This is a genomic window from Rhizobium sophoriradicis (assembly GCF_003939025.1).
GTDB classification, from domain to species: Bacteria; Pseudomonadota; Alphaproteobacteria; order Rhizobiales; family Rhizobiaceae; genus Rhizobium; species Rhizobium sophoriradicis.
Genome location: NZ_RQIH01000001.1, coordinates 445,660 through 471,923, shown reverse-complemented (window position 1 = coordinate 471,923; position 26,264 = coordinate 445,660). Strand labels below are relative to the sequence as shown.

The window sequence follows — 26,264 nt, the reverse complement described above, 5'->3', positions numbered from 1 at the left end:
GCAACACCGGTCACCATCACCGCCAATACGACCTATGTCGCCTCCTATCACACGACAGGCGCATACGTCGCGACCAACAATTTCTTTACGACTGCCGTCACCAATGGTCCGCTGACGGCCCCGTCAAGTGCGGTCGCTGGCGGCAACGGCGTCTACGCTTACGGCGGGTCGGCGACCACGGGGCTCTTCCCGAATGCTACCTTCAATTCAGCCAATTACTATGCCGATGTGATCTTCCGCCCGCAGCTTGCCGCATGACGCATCGGGAAGAGGAGTACGAACGGAATCGATGAGGCTGATAGGACGCAAATGCCGACCGCTCCGCCTACCCACGTTCACGGCGTGCCGATGAACAGGATCGAACGGCTCCCGGTAACCGTGCTGGCCGGCTTCCTCGGCGCCGGCAAGACGACGCTGCTCAGCCATGTGCTGAATAACCGCCAGGGCCTGCGGGTCGCGGTCATCGTCAATGATATGAGCGAAGTGAACATAGACGCCAGTCTCATTCGCGACGGCGGCTGCAACCTGTCGCACACGACGGAGACATTGATCGAGCTCAGCAATGGCTGCATCTGCTGTACCTTGCGCAACGATCTTCTGACGGAAGTGCGGCGGCTGGCCGAAGAGGGGCGATACGACTATCTGTTGATCGAAGGAACGGGCATTGCCGAGCCGCGCCCTATCGCGGCAACTTTTTCCTTCCGCGACGAGAACGGCGTCTCCCTCTCCGATTTTGCCAGACTCGACACGATGGTCACTGTGGTCGATGCTGCAAACCTGCTAGCCGACTACAGTAGCGCCGATCTGCTTGCCGACCGTGGCCTGCAGCGGGACCCAGAGGATCGGCGCACACTGATCGACCTACTGGTGGATCAGATCGAGTTTGCCGATGTCGTCGTGATCAACAAGATTTCGGACGCGACAGAAGAGATCCGCTCGGAAGTCCGCAAGACGGTGGCTGCACTCAACCCGGATGCTCACCAGATGGAGACGGATTTCGGCAGGATATCTCTCGATACCGTTCTCGATACGGGCCTCTTTGATGAAGCAAAAGCCGCCGCCCATCCCCTGTGGCACAAGGAATTGTACAGTCCAGGGGAGCATATTCCGGAGACGGAGGAATACGGCGTATCAAGTTTTGTCTATCGCACAAGGCGTCCCTTCGACCCGATGCGGTTTCGGGCATTCCTCGACGAGCCTTGGCCCGGAGTGTTGCGCGCCAAGGGCCATTTCTGGCTTGCCACGCGCCCACGTCATGTGGGTCTGATGTCGGCTGCCGGGATTCAGCGGCGCTGCGAGCCAATGGGACTCTGGTGGGCAGCCGTACCCCGGCAGGACTGGCCGGACCATCAGCAGTTTCATCAGCACCTGCAGAGCCGATGGGACAAGGCTTGGGGCGATCGCCGGCAGGAACTGGTCTTCATCGGCGTCGACATGGACGAGACGGGTGTGCGGACCGCACTTGACGGATGCCTCGCCAGCGCCGATCCGCGCGACTGGGCGACTCTCGAAGATCCGTTTCCGGCCTGGTAGCGCGGGCGGTGTAGTACAACTCGCGCGTTAACCGGCTCGACCAGCCGGAAAGCGGTTAAGATCATCATATCGACGTATGGGGGTACCACCCATCTACCCCGGATTGCTGTCGTCCGTTCCCTTACGAAAGCTGGCAGGATGCAATCTTGTAGTGTCGATCGACGGAATGGGGACGCCGCTGATGCGGAGAATTCATGTCAGTAATCGTGAGTATCTGAGTACAATTGGTGGAGCGTTGTGTATCGGTCGTGCGCCGCCTGCCTGGAGTGCAACCCTTGGATCCGCGACGGTCGTGTCCTCGACGAGCACAGACGGTTCCGCCAGCTTTGCCAGTCAGGGTAGCGCAACCGTCCAATCCTCCTTCACCGGCACGGTCACATCGTCCCTGATATCGCCAGGCGACATGCAACCCTCCCCGGCATCGTCGACGGCGATACCGGCGCCTGCGCCTGCGGCCGATGGCGGCGTTCTGGACACATCCACGAAGACGGCTTCGGCCGCGACGGTCTTCGACACGTCGTCCTCGACATCTCAGCGCACCGTGCTTGGCCCGGATCCGTACGAGGAGGCTGCGACGCTGCCCGCTGCTCCTGTGCTGACCGGTGTTGGCAGCGGTACCGATACCGGCAGCGGTGAAACGGTGGCGCCCGCTCCTTCGTCCAACAGTGTCGCCACGGCTTCGCTGCGCCTCCAGGCCTCGGTTGCATCCATCTCACTCGAGCCGAGCCAGGACTCTTCTGCTGAGACGACAGCGGCCCCGACAGCATTGTCGGGACCGGTGACGGTGCCTTTGCCAGTGGCGACGCCCAACAAGATCGCGCTCGAAAACCTGAAGCAGGGCAACCCCATCAGCGAATGGGGCCTGGAGGGCGATGGCAAGGGCACCATCCAGGGTTTTGCCACCGAAATCAGCACGAATATCGGCCAGACGGTCGATTTCAAGATCGCCACCGACTCCACGCACTACCGCATCGACATCTACCGCATGGGCTATTATGGCGGGCTCGGTGCACGCAAGGTCGACTCGATCGAGCAATCGCTGACCACGGCGCAGATTCAGCCGCATCCGATCGTCGACATGTCGCTCGGTCTTATCGATTGCGGCAACTGGTCGGTTTCGGCCAGCTGGCAGATCCCCGACGATGCGGTATCCGGTGTCTATTTCGCCAAGCTGGTGCGTGAGGACGGCACCGAGGATGCCAGCATCATCCCCTTCGTCGTTCGCGACGATGCGTCCACCAGCAATATCGTCTTCCAAACCTCGGATACGACATGGCAGGCCTATAATGCCTGGGGCGGCGCCAGCCTCTATTATGGCCAAGTGCCCGTCGATCCCGCCAACATGATCGGCTACCTGCCGCCGAACTGCAGCTGCGGCCTGACCGCGATCGGCCGCGCCTCGGCGGTCAGTTATAACCGCCCGATCATCACCAATACCAGCCCGATCGGCGGCTCGCATGATTATATCTTCGGCGTCGAATCATCCGCCATCTCGTGGTTGGAGCAGAATGGCTACGACGTGTCCTATATCTCGGGCGTCGACGCCACGCGCAACGGCGCGCTGCTGCTCAACCACGATGCCTATTTGTCCGTCGGGCACGACGAATACTGGTCAGCCGAACAGCGCGCCAACGTCGAAGCGGCGCGCGATGCCGGCGTCAACCTCGCCTTCTGGAGCGGCAACGAATGCTATTGGAAGGTGCGCTGGGAAAGCAGCATCGACGGCAGCGGCCAGGCCTACCGCACCATGGTCTGCTACAAGGAGACCTGGGGCACGAGCACGGATCCGAGCAATGTCGGCACCGGCACCTGGCGCGATCCGCGTTATGCCGATCCGGGCCAGGAGCCGGAGAATTCGCTGACCGGCACCATGTTCCAGGTGGACAGCTACCGCCAGGATACGATCTCCATCCCCTACGACTACTCGAACCTGCGCTTCTGGCGCAACACCGACGTTTCCGAGCTTCAGGAGGGCGGGACCTATAATCTGGTGCAGAACCTGCTCGGCTACGAATGGGATTCCGATGTCGAGAACGGCTTCCGGCCGGATGGGCTTATCAATCTGTCGCTCTCCTCGGTTTCGGTGAGCACGTACCTGCGCGACTATGGCACGTCGATCGGTTCGGCCGTCGCCACCCACAGCCTCACCATGTATCGGGCCGAGAGCGGTGCGCTGGTCTTCGGCGCCGGCACGGTCTTCTGGTCCTGGGGTCTCAGCGACAACCATCAGGGCCCGACAACGCCGACCGACCGCAACGTGCAGCAGGCGATGGTAAATATGTTCGCGGACATGGGCATCCAGCCGACGACGCTTGATGCGAGCTTGATCCTCGCGACGAAATCGACCGACACGCTGAAGCCCACCTCGTCTGTCACGTCGCCGATCGTAGGCGCAAGCTTCCTCGAAGGCCAGCGTGTGACGATTACGGGCACGGCGCAGGATTTCGGCGGCGGCATCATTGCCGGCGTCGAAGTCTCTACCGATGGCGGCCAGCATTGGTTCAAGGCCACAGGCCGCGAGAGCTGGAGCTATAACTGGGTCGTGCAGGCCAGCGGCAACTATACGATCATGTCGCGCGCCGTCGACGACAGCGTCAATATGGAGGCGCCGTCGGTCGGCAAGCAGGTGACCGTCACCCTGCCGGCAACGCAGGGCCTTTGGACGCTGGCGGAAAAGCCCGCTGTCGAAACGGCGATCGATCGCGATTCCATCGAGCTCGGCCTGCGCTTCCAGGCGACGACGGCGGGCTCGGTGCAGGGCATCCGCTTCTACAAGGGATTCTACAATACCGGCGACCATGTCGTCAGCCTCTGGACCGCCGATGGGACGCTGCTGGCGACCGGCGTATCGACAGGTGAATCGCTCTCCGGCTGGCAGACGGTGATGTTCTCCAGCCCGATCCAGATCGCAGCCGGCACGACCTATGTGGCATCCTATCACAGCAATGGATTCTACTCCCTCACCGGAAATTATTTCAGCGATCCCTATGGCAGCGGTGCGCTGAAGGCCGTCGATGGCGGTGGCGTCTTCGCCTACGGCACCACTGCCGGCACGTTCCCCGGCCAAAGCCCCGGCACCGGCACCAATTACTGGGTTGACGTGGTCTTTGATGCCGGCCCGAACAGCGCGCCGGTCGCGACCGATGATACCGGGCTAGTCATCACCAGCAACAATACCGTCGTCATCTCGATCGCATCGCTTGTCGGAAACGATACGGATCCCAATGCCGACGCGCTGGCGATTTCGGCCGTTGGCAACGCCGTCAACGGTACGGTGACGCTCAACAAGCAGAACCGCACCGTAATCTTCACGCCGACCAACAATTATTCGGGGCCGGCAAGCTTCACCTATACGCTGTCCGACGGGCGCGGCGGCACGGATCAAGGCAGCGTCAGCCTCACCGTGAACCCAGCCCCTGCTGGAGAAACGCTGTTTACATCAAGCGAAGGGCCGACGGGAGCACGCTTCAACGACGGCCAGCCGATGGAACTCGGCATGAAGTTCGTCGCTTCCTCCAGCGGATTGATTACCGGCATCCGCTACTACAGGGCGGTCGGCGATACCGGAGCCCATACCGGCTCTCTGTGGACGGCCGACGGAACGCGGATCGCGACCGTCACCTTCGCCGACAGCGGATCGGTGAACGGTTGGCAGACCGCGACATTCGCCAACGCAGTGCATATATCTGCCGGCACGACCTATGTCGCCTCCTACAGCACGACAGGCTCCTACGTGGCGACGGCGAACTATTTCACGTCAGCCCATACCAATGGCTCGCTGACGGCGCTTGCCGGCAGCAATGGCGTCTACACAGTTGGGAGCTCGGCATTCCCGACCTCCAGCTACCAGTCGTCGAATTACTGGGTGGATGTCGTCTTCAACCAGTCGACGGGCAATACGGCGCCGGTCGCCGCCAACGACAATGGCTACACGACCTACTCCGACACGTCGCTGTCGATTGCTGCAGCGAGCCTGCTTGCAAACGACACCGATGGCGATGGGGACTCGCTCAGCATCACCGGCGTCAATGGTGCGGTGCACGGAACGGTGAGCTTCAACAGCCAGACCAAGACCGTCATTTTCACGCCGACGGCGGGTTATACGGGCGCGGCGAGCTTCTCCTATACTGTTTCGGACGGGTTCGGCGGCACGGCGTCGGCCACGGTCAGCCTCACTGTCAACGCGCCGCCGGCCGGGGGCGCGACGTCGAGCCTGTTCACCGGCGCCGACACGTCGGGAATTGCTGCCGCCAACGACGCCAACTCGGTCGAACTCGGCGTCAAGTTCATCGCTTCCGCCAACGGCCAGATTACCGGGCTCACTTATTACAGGAGCGCCCAGGATACCGGCACGCATGTCGGCTCGCTGTGGACGGCGAGCGGCCAGCTGCTGGCCCAGGCGACCTTCATCAATGAAACGGCGAGCGGCTGGCAGACGGTTTCCTTCACCCAGCCGATCAATGTTTCGGCCGGCACCACCTATGTGGCGAGCTACCATTCGAACGGCTTCTATTCTTCAACGGCGAACTACTTCACGACGGATTATACGAGCGGCGCGCTGACGGCGCCGGCAAGTTCGCTCAGCGGCGGCAACGGCGTCTACGCCTATGGCACGGGCAGCCTGTTCCCATCCGCCTCCTACAATGCCACGAATTACTGGGTGGACGTTCTCTATCGGCAGGGCAGCGGGCAGAACACGGTTCCGGTCGCTGCCAATGACAGCGGCTTCTCGACCAACACAGGCACGCCGATCACCATCCAGGCCTCGGCGCTCATTTCAAACGATACCGATGGCGATGGCGATCCGCTTACGATCACCGGCGTCAGCGGCGCGGTCAACGGCTCGGTCGCCTGGAATGCCCAGGCCCAGACGGTGACCTTCACGCCGACGGCAGGCTATTCGGGACCGGCGAGCTTCAGCTACGCGATCTCGGACGGCAGGGGCGGCACGGCCTCGGCACAGGTGGCGCTCACCATCAGCAACGGGGCCGCTGGTCCGGAACAGAACCTCTTTGCCGCCAACGCGACGCCCTCGGTCGTCTCGGTCAACGACAACCAGCAGGTCAATCTCGGCATGAAGTTCCAGGCCGATGCCGCCGGCTGGATCACCGCCATCCGCTTCTACAAGGGCGCCGACAATACCGGCCCGCACAACGGCTATCTGTGGACCGCATCCGGCACCTTGCTCGGCAGCGTCACCTTCAACAACGAGACGGCAAGCGGCTGGCAGACCGCGCAACTCAGCCAGCAGATCGCCATCCAGGCGGATACGACCTACGTCGTCTCCTACTCGAGCAACGGCAATTATTCGGCGACCGGCAATTACTTCGGCAGCGATGTGACGAATGGGGACCTGAAGGCGCCTGCCGGCAATAACGGCGTCTATGCCTATGGATCGGGCGGGCTGTTCCCGACCGCCAGCTATAACAGCACGAACTACTACGTGGACGTGGCATTCAAACCGCAGCTCGCGGCCTGACGCCCACGCGGAAGCAAGACCAAGCATGCCGTGAAGTGTGAGAGTATCGATGATGCGTACAGATATCAGATTGCCGGTTACGGTTCTCGCCGGGTTTCTCGGCGCCGGGAAGACGACTGTCCTCAATCATGTCCTGAGTAATCGGGAGGGTCGCCGGGTTGCTGTCATCGTCAATGATATGAGCGAGGTCAACATCGATGCGGATCTTGTGCGCGAGGGCGGGGCAGATCTATCGCGTACCGACGAGACGCTGGTAGAGCTCACCAACGGATGCATCTGCTGCACGCTGCGCGACGATCTCCTGAGCGAGGTGCGGCGATTGGCAGCCGCCGGCCGTTTCGACTATCTGTTGATCGAGGGCACCGGCATTGCCGAGCCGTTGCCGGTCGCAGCCACGTTTTCCTTCCGCGACGAAAGCGGGGCAGCCCTTTGCGACGTCGCCCGACTCGACACGATGGTCTGCGTCGTCGATGCGGTCAATCTGCTTGCCGATTACCAGAGTGCCGAATTCCTTGCCGATCGCGGCGAAAGGCGTGACGGGGACGATGAGCGCAAGCTCGTGGAACTGCTCGTCGAACAGATCGAATTTTCCGACGTCGTCATCATCAACAAGGCAGGCGACGTGCCGTGTGCCGATCTTGCCGAGGTTCGCCGGGTCGTCGCGGCACTTAATCCGGATGCCCAGGTCGTCGAAGCAGTCTTCGGCCAGGTGCCACTGAGCACAATTCTGGACACTGGTCTCTTCAGCGAGGCGAAGGCTGCCCGCAATCCGCTCTGGCACAAGGAACTCTTCGGCTGGGGCGACCATGTGCCGGAGACCGAGGAATATGGCATCAAAAGCTTCGTCTATCGCAGCCGCCGGCCATTTGATCCCTCGAGGCTGCAGGATTTCCTCGGCAGGAAATGGCGGGGCCTCATTCGCGCAAAAGGGCATTTCTGGCTCGCGACAAGGCCTGACGAGATCGGTCTGCTGTCGATTGCCGGCACCCAGTGCCGCATCGATACCAGGGGTTTCTGGTGGGCCTCCGTCCCAAAGGTGCAGTGGCCACGCTTTCCGCAGTTCCGTCAGCTCATCGACCGGCATTGGGACGAGGTCTGGGGCGACCGCCGCCAGGAACTCGTCTTCATCGGCGCCGGCTTCGACGAAGGAGCAATCAGGGCGGCACTCGATGACTGCCTGACCGGTGAGGAGACAGGCTTCGATCCGCAGATAGCTATCGGGCTCCGGGATCCGTTTCCAGCGTGGCCGCACGGGCATATGCATGCACATTCAAACAGTTAGAGCGTCCTCATGGACGTAAGGCGCCCTAAGGTGAAGACGTTTTGATTATCAACCAGAGGAGAGAACAATGAGCAACGAACTTTACGCAGATGGCATCGGCGAAATCACCATTACCGGAACGATCGTGCGCATCGACCTGATGTCGCTTTCGGCCACCGATCGTGATGCCAACAACAACCCGAAGCCGGTCTTTCGCCAGCGCATCATCATGCCTGTCGATGCCTTCGCCAATGCGGTCGATCTCATGCAGAAGGCGCTCGGCGGGTTGGTCGAAGCGGGTGCGGTGCGTCGCGTTGGCGATATGTCAGCTGCGGCAGCTGCCGATATTCAATCGGGGCCGGCCGGCGCTTCGAACGCTTCGCCGAACTTCAACTGACAAAACAGATATCGCCTCGGTTTCGTATTGGGTTTCGGGTGGGCCATGAGTGGTTTTCTGCATACCAACCTGCATTGTCTGGCGCTCGTCGCGCGACATCACGGCGTTGATCTTGCTCCTGAGCGATTGCAGCACGATTATGCCGTCGGCAACGATCCCGTTGCCGTGCGGCAGCTGCTGCGCATGGCCAAGGATGCCGGCCTCAGAGCCCGGCATCTGACGCTCGACTGGCGATCGCTGTTTCAGCTCGGCGAGGCCTTTCCAGTGCTCGCGGAACTGACGAACGGCAATTGGGTGGTTATCGCCGACGCTGTCGGAAGCGGCGAGGAGGAGAGAATTCGCGTTCTCGACCCGCTCGCCTCACGCGCCGAAGCGATGATGCTCAGTGAAGAGCAGTTCGCCAAGGCCTGGCTCGGATCGGTGGTTCTGCTGAAACGCAATTATCGCATGTCCGATGAGGACCGGCCTTTCGGTTTCCGCTGGTTCGTCCCCGAAATCATCAGGCAGCGCAGCTTCTTCCGAGATGTCGCGCTGGCAGCCTTCGTCCTTTACGGCCTCGGACTGACGACCCCGATGTTCTTTCAGCTCGTGATCGACAAAGTGCTCGTCCATCAGAGCTATGCAACACTGACGGTTCTAACTGTCGGTATCGGCGTGGCTCTCATCTTCGATGCGACTTTCAGCTTCCTGCGCCGCTATTTGCTGCTCTACGCCACCAACAGGATCGACATCCGGGTGGCGACCCGCACCTTCGGCCATCTGCTCAATCTGCCGATCGCGCTCTTCGAGCAGGCTTCGGCCGGCGTTCTCGTCAAGCATATGCAGCAGACCGGGCGTATCCGCGAATTCCTGACCGGCCGGCTGTTCCTGACGCTTCTCGATGGCGTGTCCCTCTTCGTCTTCGTGCCGATCCTGCTTCTCTACAGTGTCAAGCTGACGCTCGTGGTCCTGGGCTTCGCAGCGCTTGTCGGCCTGGTGGTGATGCTGCTGGTCGGGCCGTTCCAGCGCCGTCTGCAGGCGCTCTACCAGGCGGAAGGCGACCGGCAGGCCCTGTTGGTGGAAACCGTGCACGGCATGCGCACCGTCAAATCGCTGGCGCTGGAACCGCGCCAGCGCAAAGTGTGGGACGATTATTCGGCCCAGTCGATCTCGGTGCGCTTCCGGGTCGAGAAGATTTCGACCATCGCCCAATCGATGACCGGCCTTCTGGAAAAGCTGATGAGCGTGGCGATCATCGGCCTCGGCGCGCTCGATGTCTTCAATGGCGCGATGACGATCGGCGCGCTTGTCGCCTTCAACATGCTCGCCGGCCGCGTCTCCGGCCCGCTGGTGCAGATCGTCACCATGGTGCATGAATATCAGGAAGTGGCGCTGTCCGTGCGCATGCTCGGCGAGATCATGAACCAGCGGCCGGAGCAGGCGGGCCGGGGGCGGGGTGTTCGCCCGCGTCTGCAGGGCCGCATCGAGTTCGACCGGGTCACCTTCCGCTACGCTGCCGACAGCGCGCCGGCGCTCGATAATGTCTCCTTCGCCATTCCGGCGGGCTCGGTGTTCGGCGTGGTCGGCAAGAGCGGTTCGGGCAAGACGACGATCACCCGGCTCATCCAGGGGCTCTATCAGAGCCAGGAAGGGCTGGTGCGCATGGATGGTTATGACAGCCGCGAGATCGACCTGGTGCACCTTCGAACCAGCATCGGCGTCGTGCTGCAGGACAATTTCCTGTTCCGCGGCTCGGTCCGTGACAATATCGCCGCCGCCAAGCCCGATGCCAGCATCGAGGAGATCATGGAAGTCGCCCGCATCGCCGGCGCCGAGGAGTTCATCGAGCGCCTGCCGCGCGGCTTCGACACGCTGCTGGAGGAAAACGCCGCCAACCTGTCGGGCGGCCAGAAACAGCGGCTGGCGATTGCCCGCGCGCTGATCACCGATCCGAAGCTGTTGATTTTCGATGAGGCGACCAGCGCGCTCGACCCTGACAGCGAGGCGATCATCCGCGACAATCTCAGCCGCATCGCGGCCGGCCGCACCGTCATCATCGTCTCGCACCGGCTTTCGACGCTTGTCAATGCCGATGCCATTCTCGTCGTCGAGCGTGGCAAGGTCGCCGATATCGGCCGGCACGATCAGCTTGTGTCGCGCTGCATGACCTATCGCCACCTTTGGTCCCAGCAGATGAGGCAGGTCGCATGAGCGCGCACGCGAGAAAACCCAACGAGAACCTGCCCGCCCCACTGGACGAAGGCCGCTCGGACGAGAAACCCTCCGGCAAGGGGAGGGAGCTCATCGCTCGCCCGCCGCTGCCGCCCGCAATTGCAGAATTCCAGTCCGATGCCGTCGAGCTCGAGGAACGGGCCCCGCCGCGGGTTGCCCGGATGACGCTCTACTGCGTGACGGCGCTGATTGCTTCGGCGATCATCTGGGCTTCGGTCTCGTCGGTCGACGAGGTGGTGATCGCCCCCGGCAAGCTCGTCACCACCCAGCCGACCATCGTCGTCCAGCCGCTCGAAACCTCGATCATCCGCACGATCGAGGTCAAGGCCGGAGAGGTGGTGCATGCCGGCCAAACGCTGGCGACGCTCGACGCCACCTTCAGCCAGGCCGATGTCGGGCAGCTGAGGGCGAAGCTTGCCGCTCTTGACGCCCAGGTGAAGCGGCTGGAGGCCGAGCTTACCGGCAAGGACTATTCGGAGATCGCCGGCAACACGCCGGATGAGCAACTGCAGCTGCAGCTGTTCGGCCAGCGGCGCGCCTTCTACATGGCGCAACTGCAGAATTTCGAGCAGCAGATCGCCGGCCAGTCTTCCGTTCTAAAGGCAAACCGCAATCAGGAGGCCGTGCTGAACGACCGGCGCGACAACCTTTCGCAAATCGAGGCGACGCGAAAGAAGCTCTATGACACTGAAAGCGGCTCGCTGCTTACCATGCTCGGCTCGCGCGACGCACGTCTCGATGTCGAGGCTGATATCACCGCCGTGCGCGGCAAGGCCGACGAGGCGGCTCACACCTATGCCAAGCTGCTCGCCGACCGCCAGGCTTTCATCGAGGATTTCCGCCGCGCCGCGATGGAGCAGCTCGTGGAGCTGCGCAGCCAGCGCGACATGGCGGGCGAAGAGCTGAAGAAACTGGAGCTGCGCCGCAACATGGTGGCGCTGACGGCACCGGCCGATGCCGTCGTGCTCGATCTGGCGCAACGTTCGGTCGGTTCGGTGGTGCGGGAGGCCGAACCGGTTGTCACCCTGGTGCCGATCAACGTGCCGCTCGAAGCCGAAGTGTCGATCAATACGCGCGATATCGGCCGGGTGGCCGTCGGCAAGGAAGCGCGTATCAAGCTCGATGCCTATCCCTTCCAGAAATATGGCACCGCCTCGGGTGAAGTGAGAACCATCAGCCAGGACACCTTTCTAACCGGCCAGCAAGAGCAGACAGCCACCCCCAGCCAGCCGGCCGCCCCCTTCTTCAAGGCGCGGATCTTGCTTGCCGATACCCGGTTGAATGCCGCGGATGTGCCGGTGCGACTGCTTCCGGGTATGACCGTGTCGACGGAAATCAAGGTCGGCAACCGCACGGTGATCTCCTATTTCCTGTATCCGTTGCTGCGCGGACTCGATAACGCAATACGTGAACCGTAGGCTGACGGATCGGTTGGGTGAAACCCAGTTCCGAGTGAGCTTTGAGGCAGATGTCGCGTCTGTTCGCCTGCATTTTAGGCCGCCTGCATGTTCGAAGTCGGTCGCCGCTTGACGCTATATTCGCCTAACCTCACACTCGCAGTGTCGGTTGGTCGCAAAGAGAATCGATGTCGATGGGCTTCGAACTCGCACCGGCCCCTATTTTGTTTGTGAGGCCGCGCCATGGATAAGGTGTTATCAGCCGTCGATCCTCCTGGCGGCGGCCCAGGTTCACACTGGAATTTCCCATGGCGGACCGTCCCCCGCTGGCTGCTTTGGCCGGTGCTTTTGATAGGCCTGTTGCTCGTAGCGGGCATCGTCGTTTTTTTCGGCGGAAGCGACCGCCTCGAAGACCCGGCTGCGCGCGTTGAAGATCGAGCTCTCAATAAGGCTGCCCCGTCATCGGAAATCGCCGCCCGCCGTGATGATGAGGCTGCTTCTTCTCGCCGGCCGCTCTCGATATCGCCGCAGCTGATCGAGGTCCCGAAGCCCGAGCTGGCAGGTCAGTTTCTGCGGATGTGGCGCGTCTCGGGGTCGAGCATTTGTGCGGCTCTTCGAGAGGCCGGTATCGCGATGAGCGAGTGGAAAACCGCATCGATGCGCAATCGCAATTATGAATGCTATTTTCAGCGCGTTTATCAACGGGACGAGGCGCGTCCCCTCAGTTCCACCTTCCTCAAGGTTCGTGGAAACGAAGCGGGCGAGATTGTCGAGATCCGCGCCAGGATCATCGGGCCGACAACAGATGCGCAGGGGCGCCTCGCCCCGGCCGTCCTGCGCATGTTCGAGATCATTGTGAAGCAGGCGTGTTGGAGTGATTTCGAGGATAGTCTCACGTCTATCCAGAACCTGCGAAATGTCGAATACGATCGATTCGGCGCCTATCTCAGTTTCACGCGCGAAGCGGACGGCGGAAGCAATTTTGATTTTGTTCTCGGTCTTAAGGCGACTTCAGCTTCGCAGGTGAGGACCAAGACGTATTTTTCGCCAGAGCGCTGGCTAACCGGGACCGATCGCCCGAACGTTCCAGGGAAGGTGATCCTCACCGACCCCTCGGGCACCATGTCAGCCAATTGTGCAAGTTGACCGCGTAGCCGGAGGGGCGGCGCGCGGCCCTTTCGCCAATCCTAGTTCTTTAGACTAGGTGAAGCCGACGTAGCCGCGAAATACCTTCGATCTCGCCAGCTGATGAAGGCTGGGCGGGGCTAGTCCATGCGGAGGTCGGAACCACCGCAGACGGGGCAGGCTTAGTTTTGACCAAGCCCAGAAGGAAGCGCCGTTCAGTCGTCCGAATAAGGCAGCCTTCGACTATTTACAGTATTGTTGCAAATGCTGTATATAACAGCAAATACAGCAAGCGAGGACGTCATGCCCAGGCCAAGCGGTTCCTATTCTACCAGTGCTCTCCCGGAAATCCGGAGACATCATCGCCGAAGCGCTTCGTCATCCGGTCACCATCACCCAGCGCAACAAGCCGCGTCTCGTTCTGCTCAACATTGAGGACTATCAGCGGCTGATGAAACAGTCCGACCGCCGATCCGCCGGCACGATCGAAACCATGTCGGATGAACTCTTCGCTGAATTCGAGAACGCCGTCGAGACCTATGCCGGCGAGGATGAGGCAGGTCGGTAGTGAGCTAGGACCTGATCCAGACCGCAAGCGTCATACGCTATCCTTACCTGTGGGCGCGGGAGGCTGAAAGTGGAGAGACGGAAGGACGCAAGGAGCGGCCGGTCGCCGTGGGCGTGAGAATGCCGCGGCCGGACGGTGATCTGGTCCTGTTCTTTCCCATCACCACCAAACAGCCGGAGGCATCGCGGTTTGCCGTGGAGGTGCCTGTGATCGAAAAGCGCCGCGCCGGCCTTGATGCCGATCGCCGGCTTTGGATCATCTTCGATGAGTTCAACACCGACACCGTCGGCAATTCATTCTATCTCGAGCCCGAGCCGCCGACAGGCCGCTTCAGCAAGGCCTTCTTTCTGCCGTTGCTGCGCGACTTCACCAGCCGCCGCAGGTCGGCGACGGAAGTCAGCCGGTTCCGCGACCTGCCGCGGCGAGAGTACGGCGACGCATTGATCGTCATGAAGTGGATTTGACGAAGCAGTTTGCCTCCGCCGCCGCATCCATATCCTTGCGACGGAAGTAGATCGCCCGTCCGCAGCTGTGGCGCTGCACGATGATGATCTGTTCGTCCGTGGGATCGCAATCAATCCCATCCGCAATCTCCCACGTCAGCAAACGCGGGGAGTGTGACATTCCAACTTTGCAGAAACAGGACATTCTAACTTTGCGGCTACAGGCGAATCCGGCGTAATCAACATTATGGAACTCGCCATGGAGCGAACGCGAAACCGCTAGGACAGTGCTCGTCGCGCCTAAGCCAATGCCCCGAGATATCAATGCAGAGCCACTCTGGCGGGCATCGAGCGACGCGACGGCCGGTTGGTTGCGCGCATGGTCCTCTCTAATCGCCTTTGATGATAGCTTCGGCAGCCTTCTCAGCAATCATGATCACCGGCGAGTTCGTGTTGCCGGAGACGATCGCAGGCATGATGGAAGCGTCGACGACCCGAAGCTTCGCCACGCCGTGCACGCGCAGCTGCGCATCCACCACCGCCATAGGATCGCTGCCCATTTTGCAGGTGCCGACGGGGTGGAAAATGGTCGTTGCGATGTCACCGGCGCGGCGGATCAGGTCCTCGTCGCTCTCATATTCTTTGCCCGGTAGCATTTCCTTTGGATTGAAGCGGGCGATGGCCCTTGTCCCCATCAGTCTACGGGCGTGGCGGATGGATTTTGCCGCAAGCAGCCGGTCGCCGGCTGTCGACAGATAGTTCGGTCGGATTTCCGGGGGTTGGCTGGCGTCGCCTGTCGTGACATGCACGGTGCCACGGCTTTCCGGCCGGAGATTGCAGACGGAAACCGTGACCGCGGGATAGCGGTGCAACGGCTCGCCGAGCCGATCCGTGCTGAGCGGCTGGACATGATATTCGAGGTCCGCCGTGGCGACGGCGGGATCGCTTTTGGCGAAGATGCCGAGCTGGCTCGGCGCCATAGAAAGAGGGCCCGACCGGTTGATGGCATATTGAAGGCCCATTCCGGCGCGGCTGAAGAGGTTGTGGTAAAGCTGATTGAGCGTTCGCGCGCCTTCGATCTTGAAGACCGTGCGGATCTGCAAGTGATCCTGGAGATTTTCGCCAACGCCCTTCAGGGGGTGACGAACCGGAATATCAAGGGCCGAAAGAACCTCCGGTCGGCCGATGCCGGAGAGTTCCAGGATTTTGGGCGAGTTGATGGCACCCGCCGACAATACGACCTCGCGGGCGGCACGGGCGATGCAGAGCCGGCCGCCAAGCCGGAATCGCACTCCGGAAACCGCCTTGCCGTCGAACTCCAGCCGTTCCGTCTCCGCGCCCGTCAGGACGCGAAGATTCCCGCGCTTCATCGCCGGCCGCAGGAAGGCTTTCGTCGTGTTCCAGCGCAGGCCGCCCTTCTGATTGACTTCGAAATAGCCCGAGCCTTCATTGTCGCCATCGTTGAAATCATCAGTCTTCGGAATGCCGATTTCTTCCGCCGCATCGCGGAAGGCATCGAGGATCGGCCAGGAAAGGCGCTGGCGCTCGACGCGCCATTCGCCGCCGGCGCCATGCATGGCGGATTTGCCGCGGTAATTATCTTCCGACTTCAGGAAATAGGGCAGAACATCGTCCCAGCCCCAGCCGGCGTTTCCGGCCTGCCGCCAGTCGTCATAATCGGCCGCCTGGCCGCGCATGTAGATCATGCCGTTGATCGACGAACAGCCGCCGAGAAGTTTTCCGCGCGGATAGTTCAGTGCGCGGCCATTGAGGCCGGCCTCGGCGGCCGTCTTCATCATCCAGTCGGTGCGCGGATTGCCCATACAGTAGAGATAGCCGATCGGCACATGGACCCAGTGATAGCGGTCCGTGCCCCCAGCCTCGAGCAGCAGCACCCGATTCCGAGGATCGGCCGACAGCCTGTTTGCCAGAACACAGCCGGCGGAGCCGGCGCCGACAATGATGAAGTCGTAGCTTCCCTCGTCTATCGGCGTTTCATTGCCTTGCATCGTCACGCTGCAACTCCCGTCGCCGTAGGTTCGGCTGCCGAAAGCCGCCGCCAGAGCGGCGCCATGGCTTCCCCTATGCCATTGTAGAGCGCGTAGCGCCGGTCGTAATGGGCGGCGAGCGCGGCATTCGGCCGATAGTGCCGGTCGATACGCACCATGGCATCCGCGCCTTCCGTGAAATCGGCAAACAAGCCCACTCCGGTACCTGCCGCGATCGCCGCACCGAGAGCCCCGGTCTCCCTGGAGCCGGCGACCGAAACCGGCCCGCCGAGCACATCGGCAAAGATCTGCGGCCAGAGGCGACTGCGCGATCCGCCGCCGGACAGCACCGCCTCGTCGAAGGTCGCCCCCGCTCCGCGGAGCGTCTCGACGTGTTGGCGGTGGCCGAAGGCAACACCTTCAAGAAGGGCGCGGATCAGGTGTCCCTTGGTGTGCCAGCCGGCAATGCCGTAAAAGCCGGCCCGTGCATGGCCGTCCTGCTGGGCGCCGTAGAGATAGGGATGATAGAGGGGATCGTCGGCAGCCGGCTGGATTTCCGCCGCCAGTGCGCAGCAGGCATCGAAGGGCGAGGCGCCCTCCGCGTGCTCGCCGTAAAAGAATTCCCGCACCAGCCATTCAAGATTGGCAGCCGAAGTGGCGCTGTTTTCCATCGCCATGTAGCGCCTGCGATCGAAGGTCGAGGACATGAAGACGGGTCCGCCGAGATCAGGCCCGTCGATGATGACCTGGTTGATGCTCCAGGTGCCGGCGATGATCGAGGCGCTACCGGTGCGCGAGACGCCCGAGCCGAGGGCCGAGGCGACGACGTCGAAGAGCCCTGCGACCACCGGCGTGCCGGCGGCAAGACCGGTTTCCGCCGCGACCTCTTCCGTCACCCTGCCGGCGATGTCGGCGCTTTCGATCAGCCGCGGCAGCAGGTCCATGCAGTCGCCGAGGCCGTAAGCCTCCATCAGCGTGCGGTCGTAACGGCGAGCGGCGAGATCGAGCAGCCCCGCCCCTGACATATCCGACATCTCGCTGACACGCTCGCCGGTCAGCCGGTTGACGACGAAATCCTTGGAGTAGAACACCGTGCCGATGCGTTGGAAAACCTCAGGGCGATGACGTTTCAGCCAGGCGAGCAGCGTCGGGGTCTGCGATGGCCAGGGCCGTTGGCGGGCGATCGGATAGGTGCGATCGCCGACAGCCTCGGCCGCCCATTCCTCGACGAGCCCGGTCGCCCGCGTATCGAGCGATTGGATGCCGAGGAAGGGTTCGCCATTTCGATCCAGCGCATACAGCCCGTTGCCGTGACCGGCGCAGCCGATTGCGGCGATATCAGCCGCAGCGATGCCTGCCCGGTCGAGGCAGGTGCGGATGACGCGTTTGGCGTTGGTCCAGAGCTCGCCGAGATCCCGCTCGACATGGCCGGGACATGGCATGCGGCTATGCCCCTCCTCTCCCGCATAGGCCACCTCCCGGCCGGTACGGTCGAAGATCACCGCCTTGATGACGGTGTTGCCGGCGTCGAGCCCCAACAGATATTCTCCCATTCCGAACCCCTCCCAAGGTTCTGTCATTGCCTGCGCAATTCCAAAGATAAACCGCTTCACGCTTTTCCGGGAATTGCTTCAGCACCTCAGCCTTGCTGATAGATTGCAACGGCTTCTTCGCCGCTCGCATCCTGGTGGATGATCGCCATCAGGGCGCGCACGACTGCGCTCGGATTGGCATGCTGGTAGATGTTGCGGCCATAGACCATGCCCATCGCCCCCTGCCGCATCAAGGCGGCGGATTTGGCGAAGACGGCGGCGAGATCCTCCTTGCCGCCGCCGCGCACCAGCACTGGGCATCGCGCCGCTTCGACCACGCGGTGGAAATCCTCCGCATTCGCCGTCGGATCGGCCTTGACGATATCGGCGCCCATTTCGCGGGCGAGCCGCGTCAAGGTGACGATCTTGTCGGCATCACCATCGACCATGTAGCCGCCGCGCTCGGTGACCGGCTGCATGACCAGCGGTTCGATCATCAGCGGCATGCTGTATTTCTCGCAGTCCGCCCGGACGCGCGAAATGTTCTGCACGCACTGGCGAAACAGATCGGGCTCATCCGGCAGCATGAACAGGTTGACCACCACGCAGGCGGCATCCATCTGCAAGGCGCCGACCAGCGGCTCCGCTTCGTTTTGCAGCACCGCCCACATGTCGCGATGGCGGATGCGGTTATAGGGATTGCCCATGTCGATGCGCATGACGAGCGCCGGCTTGTCCTTGCCGGGCAGATCCTGCAGCAGGTCCGCCTGGCCGTAATTCATCTGGATCGCATCCGGCTTCGCATCGACCAGCGCCTTGAGCACGGCCGGCATGTTCTCCAGCCCGTCGAGAAAGGACGGCTCGTTGCAGACGCCGTGATCGATTGCCACATCCAGGCAGCGGCCGTTGCCGAACAGCCGGTTCATCCGGACCTTGCGGTTGTCTCGCATAGTTCACTCCTTCGTTCGTTCCTTGCGGAAAGGGTTGTTTCGGCCACACCGTGGCGCTCGCGCATGATGGTGAGAAAGCGGATGTGTTCTTCGGCGGCGCGCTCAGCCGACCAGCCTCTTTCGGCAGCCAGCAGGCCGAGCACGGCGTCAGCCATGTCGAGCGAGAGCTCGCCGGAAATTGCCAGCGTCGTGCGGCGCAGCAGCAGGTCGTCGAGATGCTCGACGGCTTCGGCGTGGATCAGATACTGGATTTCGCGAAGGCTGTAGCCGGCATGCGGCAGAGGATGGTCAGGCGCTGCCGCGATGAAGCGGACGACGTCGTCGGCCTCGGTGCCGTAGCGTGCGAAGAGGATCGCAGCGCGATCGATGGAGATGCCCGTCGAGGCCGCAAGATCACGAACCCAGCCGCCGCTATCTTGGGGGAAGGCACGCCCGCCGCCAAATGCTCTTTCCGCCGTATTGATGCGCCGAGGCCGGCCGAGCCGTTCCAGCACCATGTCGGCCGCCAGCTCACCGAAGGAGCGGAACGTCGTCCACTTGCCGCCGATCATGCAGAGCACCGGCGGGCCGCCATCACCCCTTTCGATCACGGTGCAGAAATGATCCCGCGGGATGCGGCCGGTAAAACTGTCCTTGCTGGCCGGCAGCGGGCGCACCCCGGCAAACTGGAAGACGATCTCTTCCGGCCGGATGCGAATGCCGGGCAGCACGAAGGCAAGCGATTGCAGAATATAGTCGCGCTCGTCGCTCTCGCAGCGCACGGTGCCGGGGTCATCGACGCGAATATCCGTCGAGCCGACCAGCACCTTGCCGAGATAGGGAAAGAGGATGCAGATGCGCCCGTCCTCGTTCTCGTAATAGATCATGTGGCCGTCGAGCATGTCGCGGAGCGCCGGATTGTCGATGATGAGGTGCGACCCCTTGGTGCCGCCCATCAGTGGTTCAGGCCGCGCGCCTTCGGGAAAAATCGATCCATTCGCGATGTCGATCCAGCCGCCGGTCGCGTTGATGACCAGCGTCGGTTGGATGCGAAACGTCTCCCCGGCGATGCCGTCGCGGAGCTGAAAGTCCCCCGCCCCGGCCTGCTCAATCGTCGCATAGTTCAAGGCCCGGGCATGCGGACCGGCAGACAGGCCGTCGCGCAGCAATTCGATGCCGATGCGCTCCGGATGGCTCACCCAGGCGTCGTAATAAGTCGCGGAACTGCGGATCCCAGGATTGAGCGCCGGCCATTTTGCCAGTGTCGCCCGGCGTCCGCGAAACTGGTGGCGGGGCATCAGCGCGCGCTTGCGCGTCAGGAAATCGTAGATGGCAAGGCCAGTCTTGATGGCCACGGCACCGCGGCGGCTCGGACGCCGGGTGAGACCGAGGAAGCGCACGATGCCGTTGGCAAGACCGGAGAAGACGTCGAAAACAGGAACCATCGTCGGCAAGGGCGCCACATAATGGGGGGCGTTGCGCAGCAGCCGGTCTCGCTCGACGAGAGACTCCTGCACGAGGCTGAATTCGCCATTCTCCAGATAGCGCAGCCCGCCATGGACCATGCGCGAGAGAGCTGCACTGGCACCGGAGCAATAGTCGCCCTGCTCGACGAGCAGCACGTTCACGCCCTGCAGCGCCAGCTCGCGGAAGACGCTGAGCCCGTTGATGCCGCCGCCGAGGACGCAAACGTCCACCTTCGGGCTTTGGCGAAGCCCGTCCATTGTTTCCACACGGTTCATGATGGCGTCCGTTATCCGTCCATGGTGGCGAGCTGCGCCGATATGGCGGTGTCGATGGCCGCGAGATCGGCGGTTGAATGGCGAAGCGTTCCGGCCCGCGCATTGTCGAGCGCCTGCGCCGGGTTTCTTGCGCCGCAAAGCGCGAAGGTTACGCCAGGCTGGGCCAGTGTCCAGCCGATCACCGTCTGCGCGATGCTGGCGCCGTGGCGCTCCGCGACAGGCCGGATCGCCTCGGCAAATTCCTTGGCCTTGCGGCGGTTGGCGACGGAAAAGCGCGGATTGTCCTTGCGCTGGTCGTCGCCGGAAAACACGCGCTCAGGCCCGATCGCGCCGGAAAGCAGGCCGAGCGCCAGTGAGGAATAGCTGAGCGTCGACACGCCGTTGGCGATGGTGAGCGGCAGCAGTTCCGCCTCGATCTGGCGATCGATCATGCTGAACCGCTCCTGGATCGCATCGAGCGAACCGGTCGCGATATATTGTTCGAGTTCCGAGCGGTTGACGTTGCTGGCGCCGATCGCGCGGATCTTTCCGGCCTGTTTCAGCTCTTCCAGCGCCGCGACGGTCTCCTCGATCGGCGTCGTCGGATCCTGCCAGTGGGTGATGTAGAGGTCGATATAGTCCGTGCCGAGGCGGCGCAGGCTCTCCTCCACCTCGTGAACGATCGAGTCCCGCCCGAGATGGCGGTGAACCGGCTTGCCGTCCTGGTCGAAGAAATGGTTGCCCTTTTGCGTATGCCACACCAGCCCGCATTTGGTGGCGATCACCGCCTTGTCGCGGCGTCCGGCGAGCGCCTTGCCGACGATTTCTTCAGATCGGCCCAGGCCGTAGGCCGGCGCCGTGTCGATGAGGGTGACGCCGGCATCGAGCGAGGCCTGGATCGCGGCGATGGATTGCGCCTCGTCCGTGCCGCCCCACATCCAGCCGCCGATCGCCCAGGTGCCGAGGCCGACGGCCGAGGCCTTGACGCCGGAACGGCCGATTTCGCGGGTCAACTGTTCGCCGCTCATGCGGAAAATCCTTCCTCGGATGCGAGTTCAAGAATGCGCGCGCCCGTCGCCTCGTCGGTGACGAGCGTATCGAGGTGGTTGCCGCGCAGGATGCTGAGGATCGGTCCGGCCTTGTTCGGGCCGCTTGCGACGCCGATCTTCGTCGGGATCGAGGCGAATTCCGGCAGCGTCAGCGAAACCAGCGACCGGTTGAGACTGTAGTCGCAGACGCGGCCGTGATCGTCGAGCAAATGGGCGAGCAGTTCGCAGCTGGCGCCCGAACGCTCGATTGCCGCGCGATCGGTGCTGGAGGAAGGGTGAAGGTCGTAATAGCTCGAATCATCGGTCAGGATCGAGCCGATGCCGACCACTGCGACCTTCGCTTCCCGCGCCCGCCGGAAGACGTCGGCGACGGAGCGCATATTGATCAGCATCGACCGCTGCTCGGCGTCATCGGCAAAAAGCGGCGCGTGGATTTGGTAGGAGCGCCCGCCGAGCCGGTCGGCCATCAGGGTCGAGACGTGGTTGACGTCGGTATAGTGTTTGCCCTGCACGCAGCCGGTGGCCGGGATGACCTCGACATCGAAGCGGCGCGGCGCCTGGAGGCCGGCGACGACGGCGCTGACGCCCTTGCCGCCGGTGATGCAGATCGTATCGCCATCGGCGATTTCTTCGAGCAGCAGCCGGGCCGCCGCCTCGCCGACCGCCTGCAGCGCGGTCTGCGGATTGTCGGAGACTGTGGGGACCACGACCGCGCGGCTGATGCCGCCGACCGCCAGAAGCCGCTCCTCCATATCAACAAGAGGTTCGATCGGCGATTTGATCTTGATCTCGACCAGGCCGAGCTGACGGCCCCGCTTGATGAGACGGTTGACCGTGGCGTGTGAGATCCCGAGCTGATCGGCGATCTGCGCCTGCGTCAGCCCCTCCAGAAAATGCAGGACGAGGGCCTGGTGCATCTGGCGGGCGATGACGACTTCCTCACGCGGGGCTGTCGTCCTCGGTTTCAGTTTGGCGATCGGCATGTCAGGCGGCCTTCCGCTTGTGCAGGAAATGGTCGATGGATACGGCGGCAAGCAGGATGCATCCTTTGATCATGTCCTGCCAATAGACGGAAACGTTTAGCAGGATCAGCGACGAGGTGACGAGGGAAAGAAGCGCGATGCCGAGAATGGCCCCGAGGATGGTTCCCGAGCCGCCGTTCAGCGAGGCTCCGCCGATCACCGCGGCTGCGATGATGTTCAGCTCCATGCCGACGCCGAAAGTGGGTGTCGCCGCGCCGAAGCGGGACATGTAGATGACGCCGGCGACACCTGCGAGCGTCGAGCAGAGCACCGTCACCCAGAACTTCACCTGGTTCGTCTTGATGCCGGAATAGAGCGCCGCCTTTTCATTGCTGCCCGTGTAGAACACCTTGCGGAAGGCGGTCGCCCGGCGCAGCAGGAAATCGAACAGGATGACGACGGCGACGAAGATCAGGATGACATAGGGAATGCCGTAGAACGTGCCCTGCCCCACTGCCTTGAAGCCGACCGGCAGCGTGAAGAGCGAGAGCGGCGTGCCCTTGGTGATGATGAGGCAGAGGCCACGCACGATCACCATGCCCGCCAGCGACGTGATGAAGTGGTTGAGCCCGACGACCGTCACGAAGAAGCCCATGATGGCGCCGATGGCACTGCTGGCAAGAATGCCGGCAAGCGAGGCCGTCCACGGATCGAGGCCGGCGAGAAAGAGCGAGCCCGAGAGCACCATCGCGAAGCAGACGACGGAGCCCACTGCAAGGTCGATGCCGCCGACGATGAGCAGGATCGTCATGCCGACGACGACGATGCCCTCCACGGAAAAGCTCATCAGCATGGCGCGGAAATTGCCGAGCGTCAGGAAGTGCGGGGAGGCGAAACTCATGATGATGCCAAGCGCCAGAATGATCGCGATCAGCCCCGCCTCGCGCATCGTGCCGATGCGTTTGAAGGACGACGTCCTGGGCAAGCCTGCCGCCATCGTGTCGATTGCCATTTCCCTCTCTCCCATGTTCTCTTCACGCGGCATGGTCTGCCGCCCCTGCGCTGCCCATGCCGGAAGCAAGGCGGATCACGGCCTCTTCCGACATCTCGTCGGCACCGAGTTCGCCTGCGATGCGTCCCTCGCGGACGACCAGCAGACGGTCGGAAAGGCCGAGCAGCTCCGGCATTTCCGACGAGATGACGATGATGCCGATGCCCGAGCTTGCCAGCTCGCGCAGCAGCCGGTGGATCTCCGCCTTCGCGCCGACATCGATGCCGCGCGTCGGCTCGTCCATCAGAATGACCTTCGGCTTCACCGCGAGCTGCTTGGCGATCGCCACTTTCTGCTGGTTGCCGCCGGAAAGCGATTTCACCGGCGCCTCGATGCCGCTCATGCGGATGGCAAGCCTTCGGGCAAAATCATCTGCTAGCGCGGCCTCCGCGCGGGCGTTCAGCAGCCCGACCGAATTGGTGAGCGCCTTCAGGTCCAGCACCGATATGTTCTGCGCGATGGACATTTCGAGAAAGATGCCGGACCCCTTGCGGTCCTCGGACAGGTAGACGATGCCGGCTTTCACCGCATCCGAATAGGTGCGGATCGATTGCGCCGTGCCGTGCAGGCGGACGGTTCCTGCCGTACGCGGCCGCAGTCCGCAGATGCCTTCGGCGATTTCGGTGCGGCCGGAGCCAATAAGGCCGCCGATGCCGAGGATCTCGCCCTTGCGCAGGCCGAAGCTGACGTCGTGAAAACGCACGCCGTCACTGATGCCGTCGATCTCGAGCATGATCTCGCCTGAGGTTTCGCCGGCGCCGAGCTTGTCTGGATAGAGCTGCGTGATCTCGCGGCCGACCATCCGGCGCACCACCTCATCCGGCGTCACGTCGGCAATGCGGTCGGTGCAGACGTAGCGGCCGTCACGCAACACGGTGACCCGGTCGCAGAGGCTGAAGATTTCCGCCATGCGGTGGCTGATATAGATGATCGAAATGCCGTTCGACTTGAGGTCGCGGATGATCGAGAAGAGCTGTTGCGCCTCGGTCTCGGTCAGGGCAGCCGTCGGTTCGTCGAGGATCAGCACGCGGCAGTCGAGCGTCAGCGCCTTGGCGATCTCGACCAGCTGCTGGCTTGATATCGGCAGGTCGGCGACCTTGCGGCGGACATTGATCGCGGCAAGCCGGTTCATCACCGCCTGGGCATCGCGCTCCAGCCCGCGGTAGTTCATGAGCGGCGCCCGGCGACGGTTGGTCGCCGCCATGAACATGTTTTCGGCAACCGTGGCATCGGGGCAGAGCGCGATTTCCTGGTGCACCAGGCCAATGCCCAGAGACTGGGCGGCGGCGGGAGAGGAAATGCGCACAGCCTTGCCGTCGACGCGGATTTCGCCTTCGGTCGGCTGCAGCACACCGGCGATGATGTTCATCAGCGTCGACTTGCCGGCGCCGTTCTCGCCGCAAAGCGCATGGACTTCACCGCGCTCGAGGGTGAAGTCGACATCCGTCAACGCCTTCACCGCCCCGAAATGCTTGGTGACACCATGAATGGTGAGCACGGGCTCCGCCATCATCTTCCTCCTCTCCATCTCGGCCATCCGCACCGAAAAGTGCGGATGGCCTGTCGGGGTCTTATTCCTCGATGCCCTTCGTGCCGCGATGCTTCAGGTACTTGTCCCAATAGAAGTCGTCGGCATTTGCGGCGGTCACGATGGAGAGGCCGTTGTCGACGACCGGGATGCTCATCGGGTTGAAGCCCGAGCGCTTGGCGTCGTTCATCGGATCGATCAGTTCCGGGTGCTTGGCGAGCCACAGCAGCATGAAGCCCATGTAACCCTGCATGCCCTGGTTGGGGTTGATCGAGCCGAAGACTTCGCCAGCCTTGATCATGTCGAGAATGTTGGCGTTGACGTCGGCGCACATGACGAGGACCTTGCCGCCGGTTTCCTTGTTGGCCTGCGCGGCGCCGATCGCCGAATTCGCTTCCGGCATGAAGACCGCCCCGAGGTTCGGATTGGCCTGGATGAGGCTGGAAAGCCCTTGATAGGCCTTGGTCGGATCCTGGTTGGATGCGGCGCGGCCGACGAGCTTCATATCAGGCCACTTCTCTTCCATGCGGGCGATGAAGGCAGCGATGCGCTTGTCGTGGTTGTCCTGACCGGGATTTTCCAGAACGGCATATTCGCCCTTGCCGCCCATCTTCTCGGCGATCGCATCGGCGGCATAGGTGCCTTCGCGGGTGTTGTCCGAGGTGATGAAGGAGACGCGCTTGGAGAGCGGCGAGTCGGCGGCGAAGGTGACAACCGCGGTGCCTTGGCCGATGGCGCGGTTGATCGGCTCGATGAACGGGTCGGAGTTCATCGGATGAACGAGAATGCCGGCCGGATTTTGCGCCAGCGCCTGATCGAAGGTGGCGATCTGCTTGTTGACGTCATATTCCGGCGTGCCGGTATATTCCGTTTCACAGCCGAGCTGCTGCCCCGCCTGCTTGAACATCTCGTAGACGGGGAACCAGTATTCGACGCCCGAAACCATGACGTTCATGACGTATTTTTCGCCTGGCTTGCAGCGGAACGGGTTCTCCGTCGCAGCGGCGGCGGAGCCGGCGATAAACGTTGCAGCAAGAACCGCCATTGCGGTCGTGGTGAGTAAAGTGCGCAAGAGTCCTCCTTGAGGCCG

The 26,264-nt window shown here is 62.6% G+C and carries 18 protein-coding genes and 1 pseudogene; 10 read left to right on the top strand and 9 right to left on the bottom strand.

Annotated features, from left to right (window positions below; translation table 11 throughout):
* From EFR00_RS02270 to EFR00_RS02225, 10 genes and pseudogenes are all read left to right on the top strand, one after another.
* On the top strand, positions 1 to 258 hold a 258-nt coding region (locus tag EFR00_RS02270), incomplete at its 5' end, for a DUF4082 domain-containing protein (RefSeq protein ID WP_125864843.1).
* A gap of 90 nt (positions 259 to 348) precedes the next feature.
* On the top strand, positions 349 to 1,533 hold the full coding sequence (locus EFR00_RS02265) for a GTP-binding protein (RefSeq protein WP_077994636.1): 1,185 nt from the start codon (positions 349 to 351) through the stop codon (positions 1,531 to 1,533).
* Between the two features lie 166 nt (positions 1,534 to 1,699).
* Entirely contained in the window at positions 1,700 to 7,012 is a 5,313-nt protein-coding gene (locus tag EFR00_RS02260) for a DUF4082 domain-containing protein (RefSeq protein WP_225887888.1), read from the top strand.
* A 49-nt stretch (positions 7,013 to 7,061) separates the two neighbouring features.
* Entirely contained in the window at positions 7,062 to 8,294 is a 1,233-nt protein-coding gene (locus EFR00_RS02255) for a GTP-binding protein (protein ID WP_040112892.1), read from the top strand.
* Positions 8,295 to 8,361: 67 nt separating this feature from the next.
* Positions 8,362 to 8,670 carry a hypothetical protein gene (locus EFR00_RS02250; RefSeq protein WP_040112893.1) on the top strand — a complete coding sequence of 103 codons (309 nt, stop codon included), beginning with the start codon at positions 8,362 to 8,364 and terminating at the stop codon, positions 8,668 to 8,670.
* A 45-nt stretch (positions 8,671 to 8,715) separates the two neighbouring features.
* On the top strand, positions 8,716 to 10,860 hold the full coding sequence (locus tag EFR00_RS02245; protein WP_040112894.1) for a peptidase domain-containing ABC transporter: 2,145 nt from the start codon (positions 8,716 to 8,718) through the stop codon (positions 10,858 to 10,860).
* Positions 10,857 to 12,299, top strand: coding sequence for an HlyD family type I secretion periplasmic adaptor subunit (locus tag EFR00_RS02240; protein ID WP_040142909.1), 1,443 nt, complete (start codon positions 10,857 to 10,859; stop codon positions 12,297 to 12,299). The genes EFR00_RS02245 and EFR00_RS02240 overlap by 4 nt, the downstream gene beginning before the upstream one ends.
* A gap of 321 nt (positions 12,300 to 12,620) precedes the next feature.
* Entirely contained in the window at positions 12,621 to 13,424 is an 804-nt protein-coding gene (locus EFR00_RS02235; RefSeq protein ID WP_077994115.1) for a DUF6030 family protein, read from the top strand.
* A gap of 282 nt (positions 13,425 to 13,706) precedes the next feature.
* A pseudogene (locus tag EFR00_RS02230) lies at positions 13,707 to 13,971 on the top strand (type II toxin-antitoxin system prevent-host-death family antitoxin).
* Positions 13,972 to 13,982: 11 nt separating this feature from the next.
* On the top strand, positions 13,983 to 14,435 hold the full coding sequence (locus tag EFR00_RS02225) for a hypothetical protein (protein WP_077994117.1): 453 nt from the start codon (positions 13,983 to 13,985) through the stop codon (positions 14,433 to 14,435).
* A gap of 368 nt (positions 14,436 to 14,803) precedes the next feature.
* Here the strand turns inward: EFR00_RS02225 and EFR00_RS02220 are convergent, their stop codons facing one another.
* The 9 genes from EFR00_RS02220 to EFR00_RS02180 form a co-directional block, all read right to left on the bottom strand.
* A complete protein-coding gene (locus tag EFR00_RS02220; RefSeq protein ID WP_125864845.1) occupies positions 14,804 to 16,423 on the bottom strand; it encodes a GMC family oxidoreductase in 1,620 nt (539 codons plus the stop codon).
* 2 nt (positions 16,424 to 16,425) lie between these two features.
* Positions 16,426 to 17,955, bottom strand: a complete 1,530-nt coding sequence (locus tag EFR00_RS02215; RefSeq protein ID WP_077994121.1) for an FGGY-family carbohydrate kinase — start codon at positions 17,953 to 17,955, stop codon at positions 16,426 to 16,428.
* A gap of 86 nt (positions 17,956 to 18,041) precedes the next feature.
* Positions 18,042 to 18,884, bottom strand: coding sequence for a class I fructose-bisphosphate aldolase (locus tag EFR00_RS02210; protein WP_077994123.1), 843 nt, complete (start codon positions 18,882 to 18,884; stop codon positions 18,042 to 18,044).
* Positions 18,857 to 20,605, bottom strand: a complete 1,749-nt coding sequence (locus tag EFR00_RS02205) for a glycerol-3-phosphate dehydrogenase/oxidase (protein WP_077994125.1) — start codon at positions 20,603 to 20,605, stop codon at positions 18,857 to 18,859. Before EFR00_RS02205 ends, EFR00_RS02210 begins: the two co-directional genes overlap by 28 nt.
* An 11-nt stretch (positions 20,606 to 20,616) precedes the next feature.
* Positions 20,617 to 21,612, bottom strand: coding sequence for an aldo/keto reductase (locus EFR00_RS02200; protein WP_077994126.1), 996 nt, complete (start codon positions 21,610 to 21,612; stop codon positions 20,617 to 20,619).
* Positions 21,609 to 22,616, bottom strand: a complete 1,008-nt coding sequence (locus EFR00_RS02195; RefSeq protein WP_077994127.1) for a sugar-binding transcriptional regulator — start codon at positions 22,614 to 22,616, stop codon at positions 21,609 to 21,611. The genes EFR00_RS02200 and EFR00_RS02195 overlap by 4 nt, the downstream gene beginning before the upstream one ends.
* A gap of 1 nt (position 22,617) precedes the next feature.
* Positions 22,618 to 23,607: an ABC transporter permease gene (locus EFR00_RS02190; RefSeq protein WP_009993333.1), complete on the bottom strand. Its 990-nt coding sequence runs from the start codon at positions 23,605 to 23,607 to the stop codon at positions 22,618 to 22,620.
* A gap of 22 nt (positions 23,608 to 23,629) precedes the next feature.
* On the bottom strand, positions 23,630 to 25,156 hold the full coding sequence (locus EFR00_RS02185) for a sugar ABC transporter ATP-binding protein (protein ID WP_077994128.1): 1,527 nt from the start codon (positions 25,154 to 25,156) through the stop codon (positions 23,630 to 23,632).
* Between the two features lie 61 nt (positions 25,157 to 25,217).
* On the bottom strand, positions 25,218 to 26,246 hold the full coding sequence (locus tag EFR00_RS02180; RefSeq protein ID WP_077994129.1) for a substrate-binding domain-containing protein: 1,029 nt from the start codon (positions 26,244 to 26,246) through the stop codon (positions 25,218 to 25,220).
* Between the last annotated feature and the right edge of the window lie 18 nt (positions 26,247 to 26,264).

Excerpts from the sequence above, each read along its gene's own strand:
- EFR00_RS02265 (WP_077994636.1), top strand. The coding sequence starts at position 349 with ATGAACAGGATCGAACGGCTCCCGGTAACCGTGCTGGCCGGCTTCCTC.
- EFR00_RS02260 (WP_225887888.1), top strand. The coding sequence starts at position 1,700 with ATGGGGACGCCGCTGATGCGGAGAATTCATGTCAGTAATCGTGAGTAT.
- EFR00_RS02255 (WP_040112892.1), top strand. The coding sequence starts at position 7,062 with ATGATGCGTACAGATATCAGATTGCCGGTTACGGTTCTCGCCGGGTTT.
- EFR00_RS02250 (WP_040112893.1), top strand. The coding sequence starts at position 8,362 with ATGAGCAACGAACTTTACGCAGATGGCATCGGCGAAATCACCATTACC.
- EFR00_RS02245 (WP_040112894.1), top strand. The coding sequence starts at position 8,716 with ATGAGTGGTTTTCTGCATACCAACCTGCATTGTCTGGCGCTCGTCGCG.
- EFR00_RS02240 (WP_040142909.1), top strand. The coding sequence starts at position 10,857 with ATGAGCGCGCACGCGAGAAAACCCAACGAGAACCTGCCCGCCCCACTG.
- EFR00_RS02220 (WP_125864845.1), bottom strand. The coding sequence starts at position 16,423 with ATGCAAGGCAATGAAACGCCGATAGACGAGGGAAGCTACGACTTCATC.
- EFR00_RS02215 (WP_077994121.1), bottom strand. The coding sequence starts at position 17,955 with ATGGGAGAATATCTGTTGGGGCTCGACGCCGGCAACACCGTCATCAAG.
- EFR00_RS02210 (WP_077994123.1), bottom strand. The coding sequence starts at position 18,884 with ATGCGAGACAACCGCAAGGTCCGGATGAACCGGCTGTTCGGCAACGGC.
- EFR00_RS02205 (WP_077994125.1), bottom strand. The coding sequence starts at position 20,605 with ATGAACCGTGTGGAAACAATGGACGGGCTTCGCCAAAGCCCGAAGGTG.
- EFR00_RS02200 (WP_077994126.1), bottom strand. The coding sequence starts at position 21,612 with ATGAGCGGCGAACAGTTGACCCGCGAAATCGGCCGTTCCGGCGTCAAG.
- EFR00_RS02195 (WP_077994127.1), bottom strand. The coding sequence starts at position 22,616 with ATGCCGATCGCCAAACTGAAACCGAGGACGACAGCCCCGCGTGAGGAA.
- EFR00_RS02190 (WP_009993333.1), bottom strand. The coding sequence starts at position 23,607 with ATGGCAATCGACACGATGGCGGCAGGCTTGCCCAGGACGTCGTCCTTC.
- EFR00_RS02185 (WP_077994128.1), bottom strand. The coding sequence starts at position 25,156 with ATGGCGGAGCCCGTGCTCACCATTCATGGTGTCACCAAGCATTTCGGG.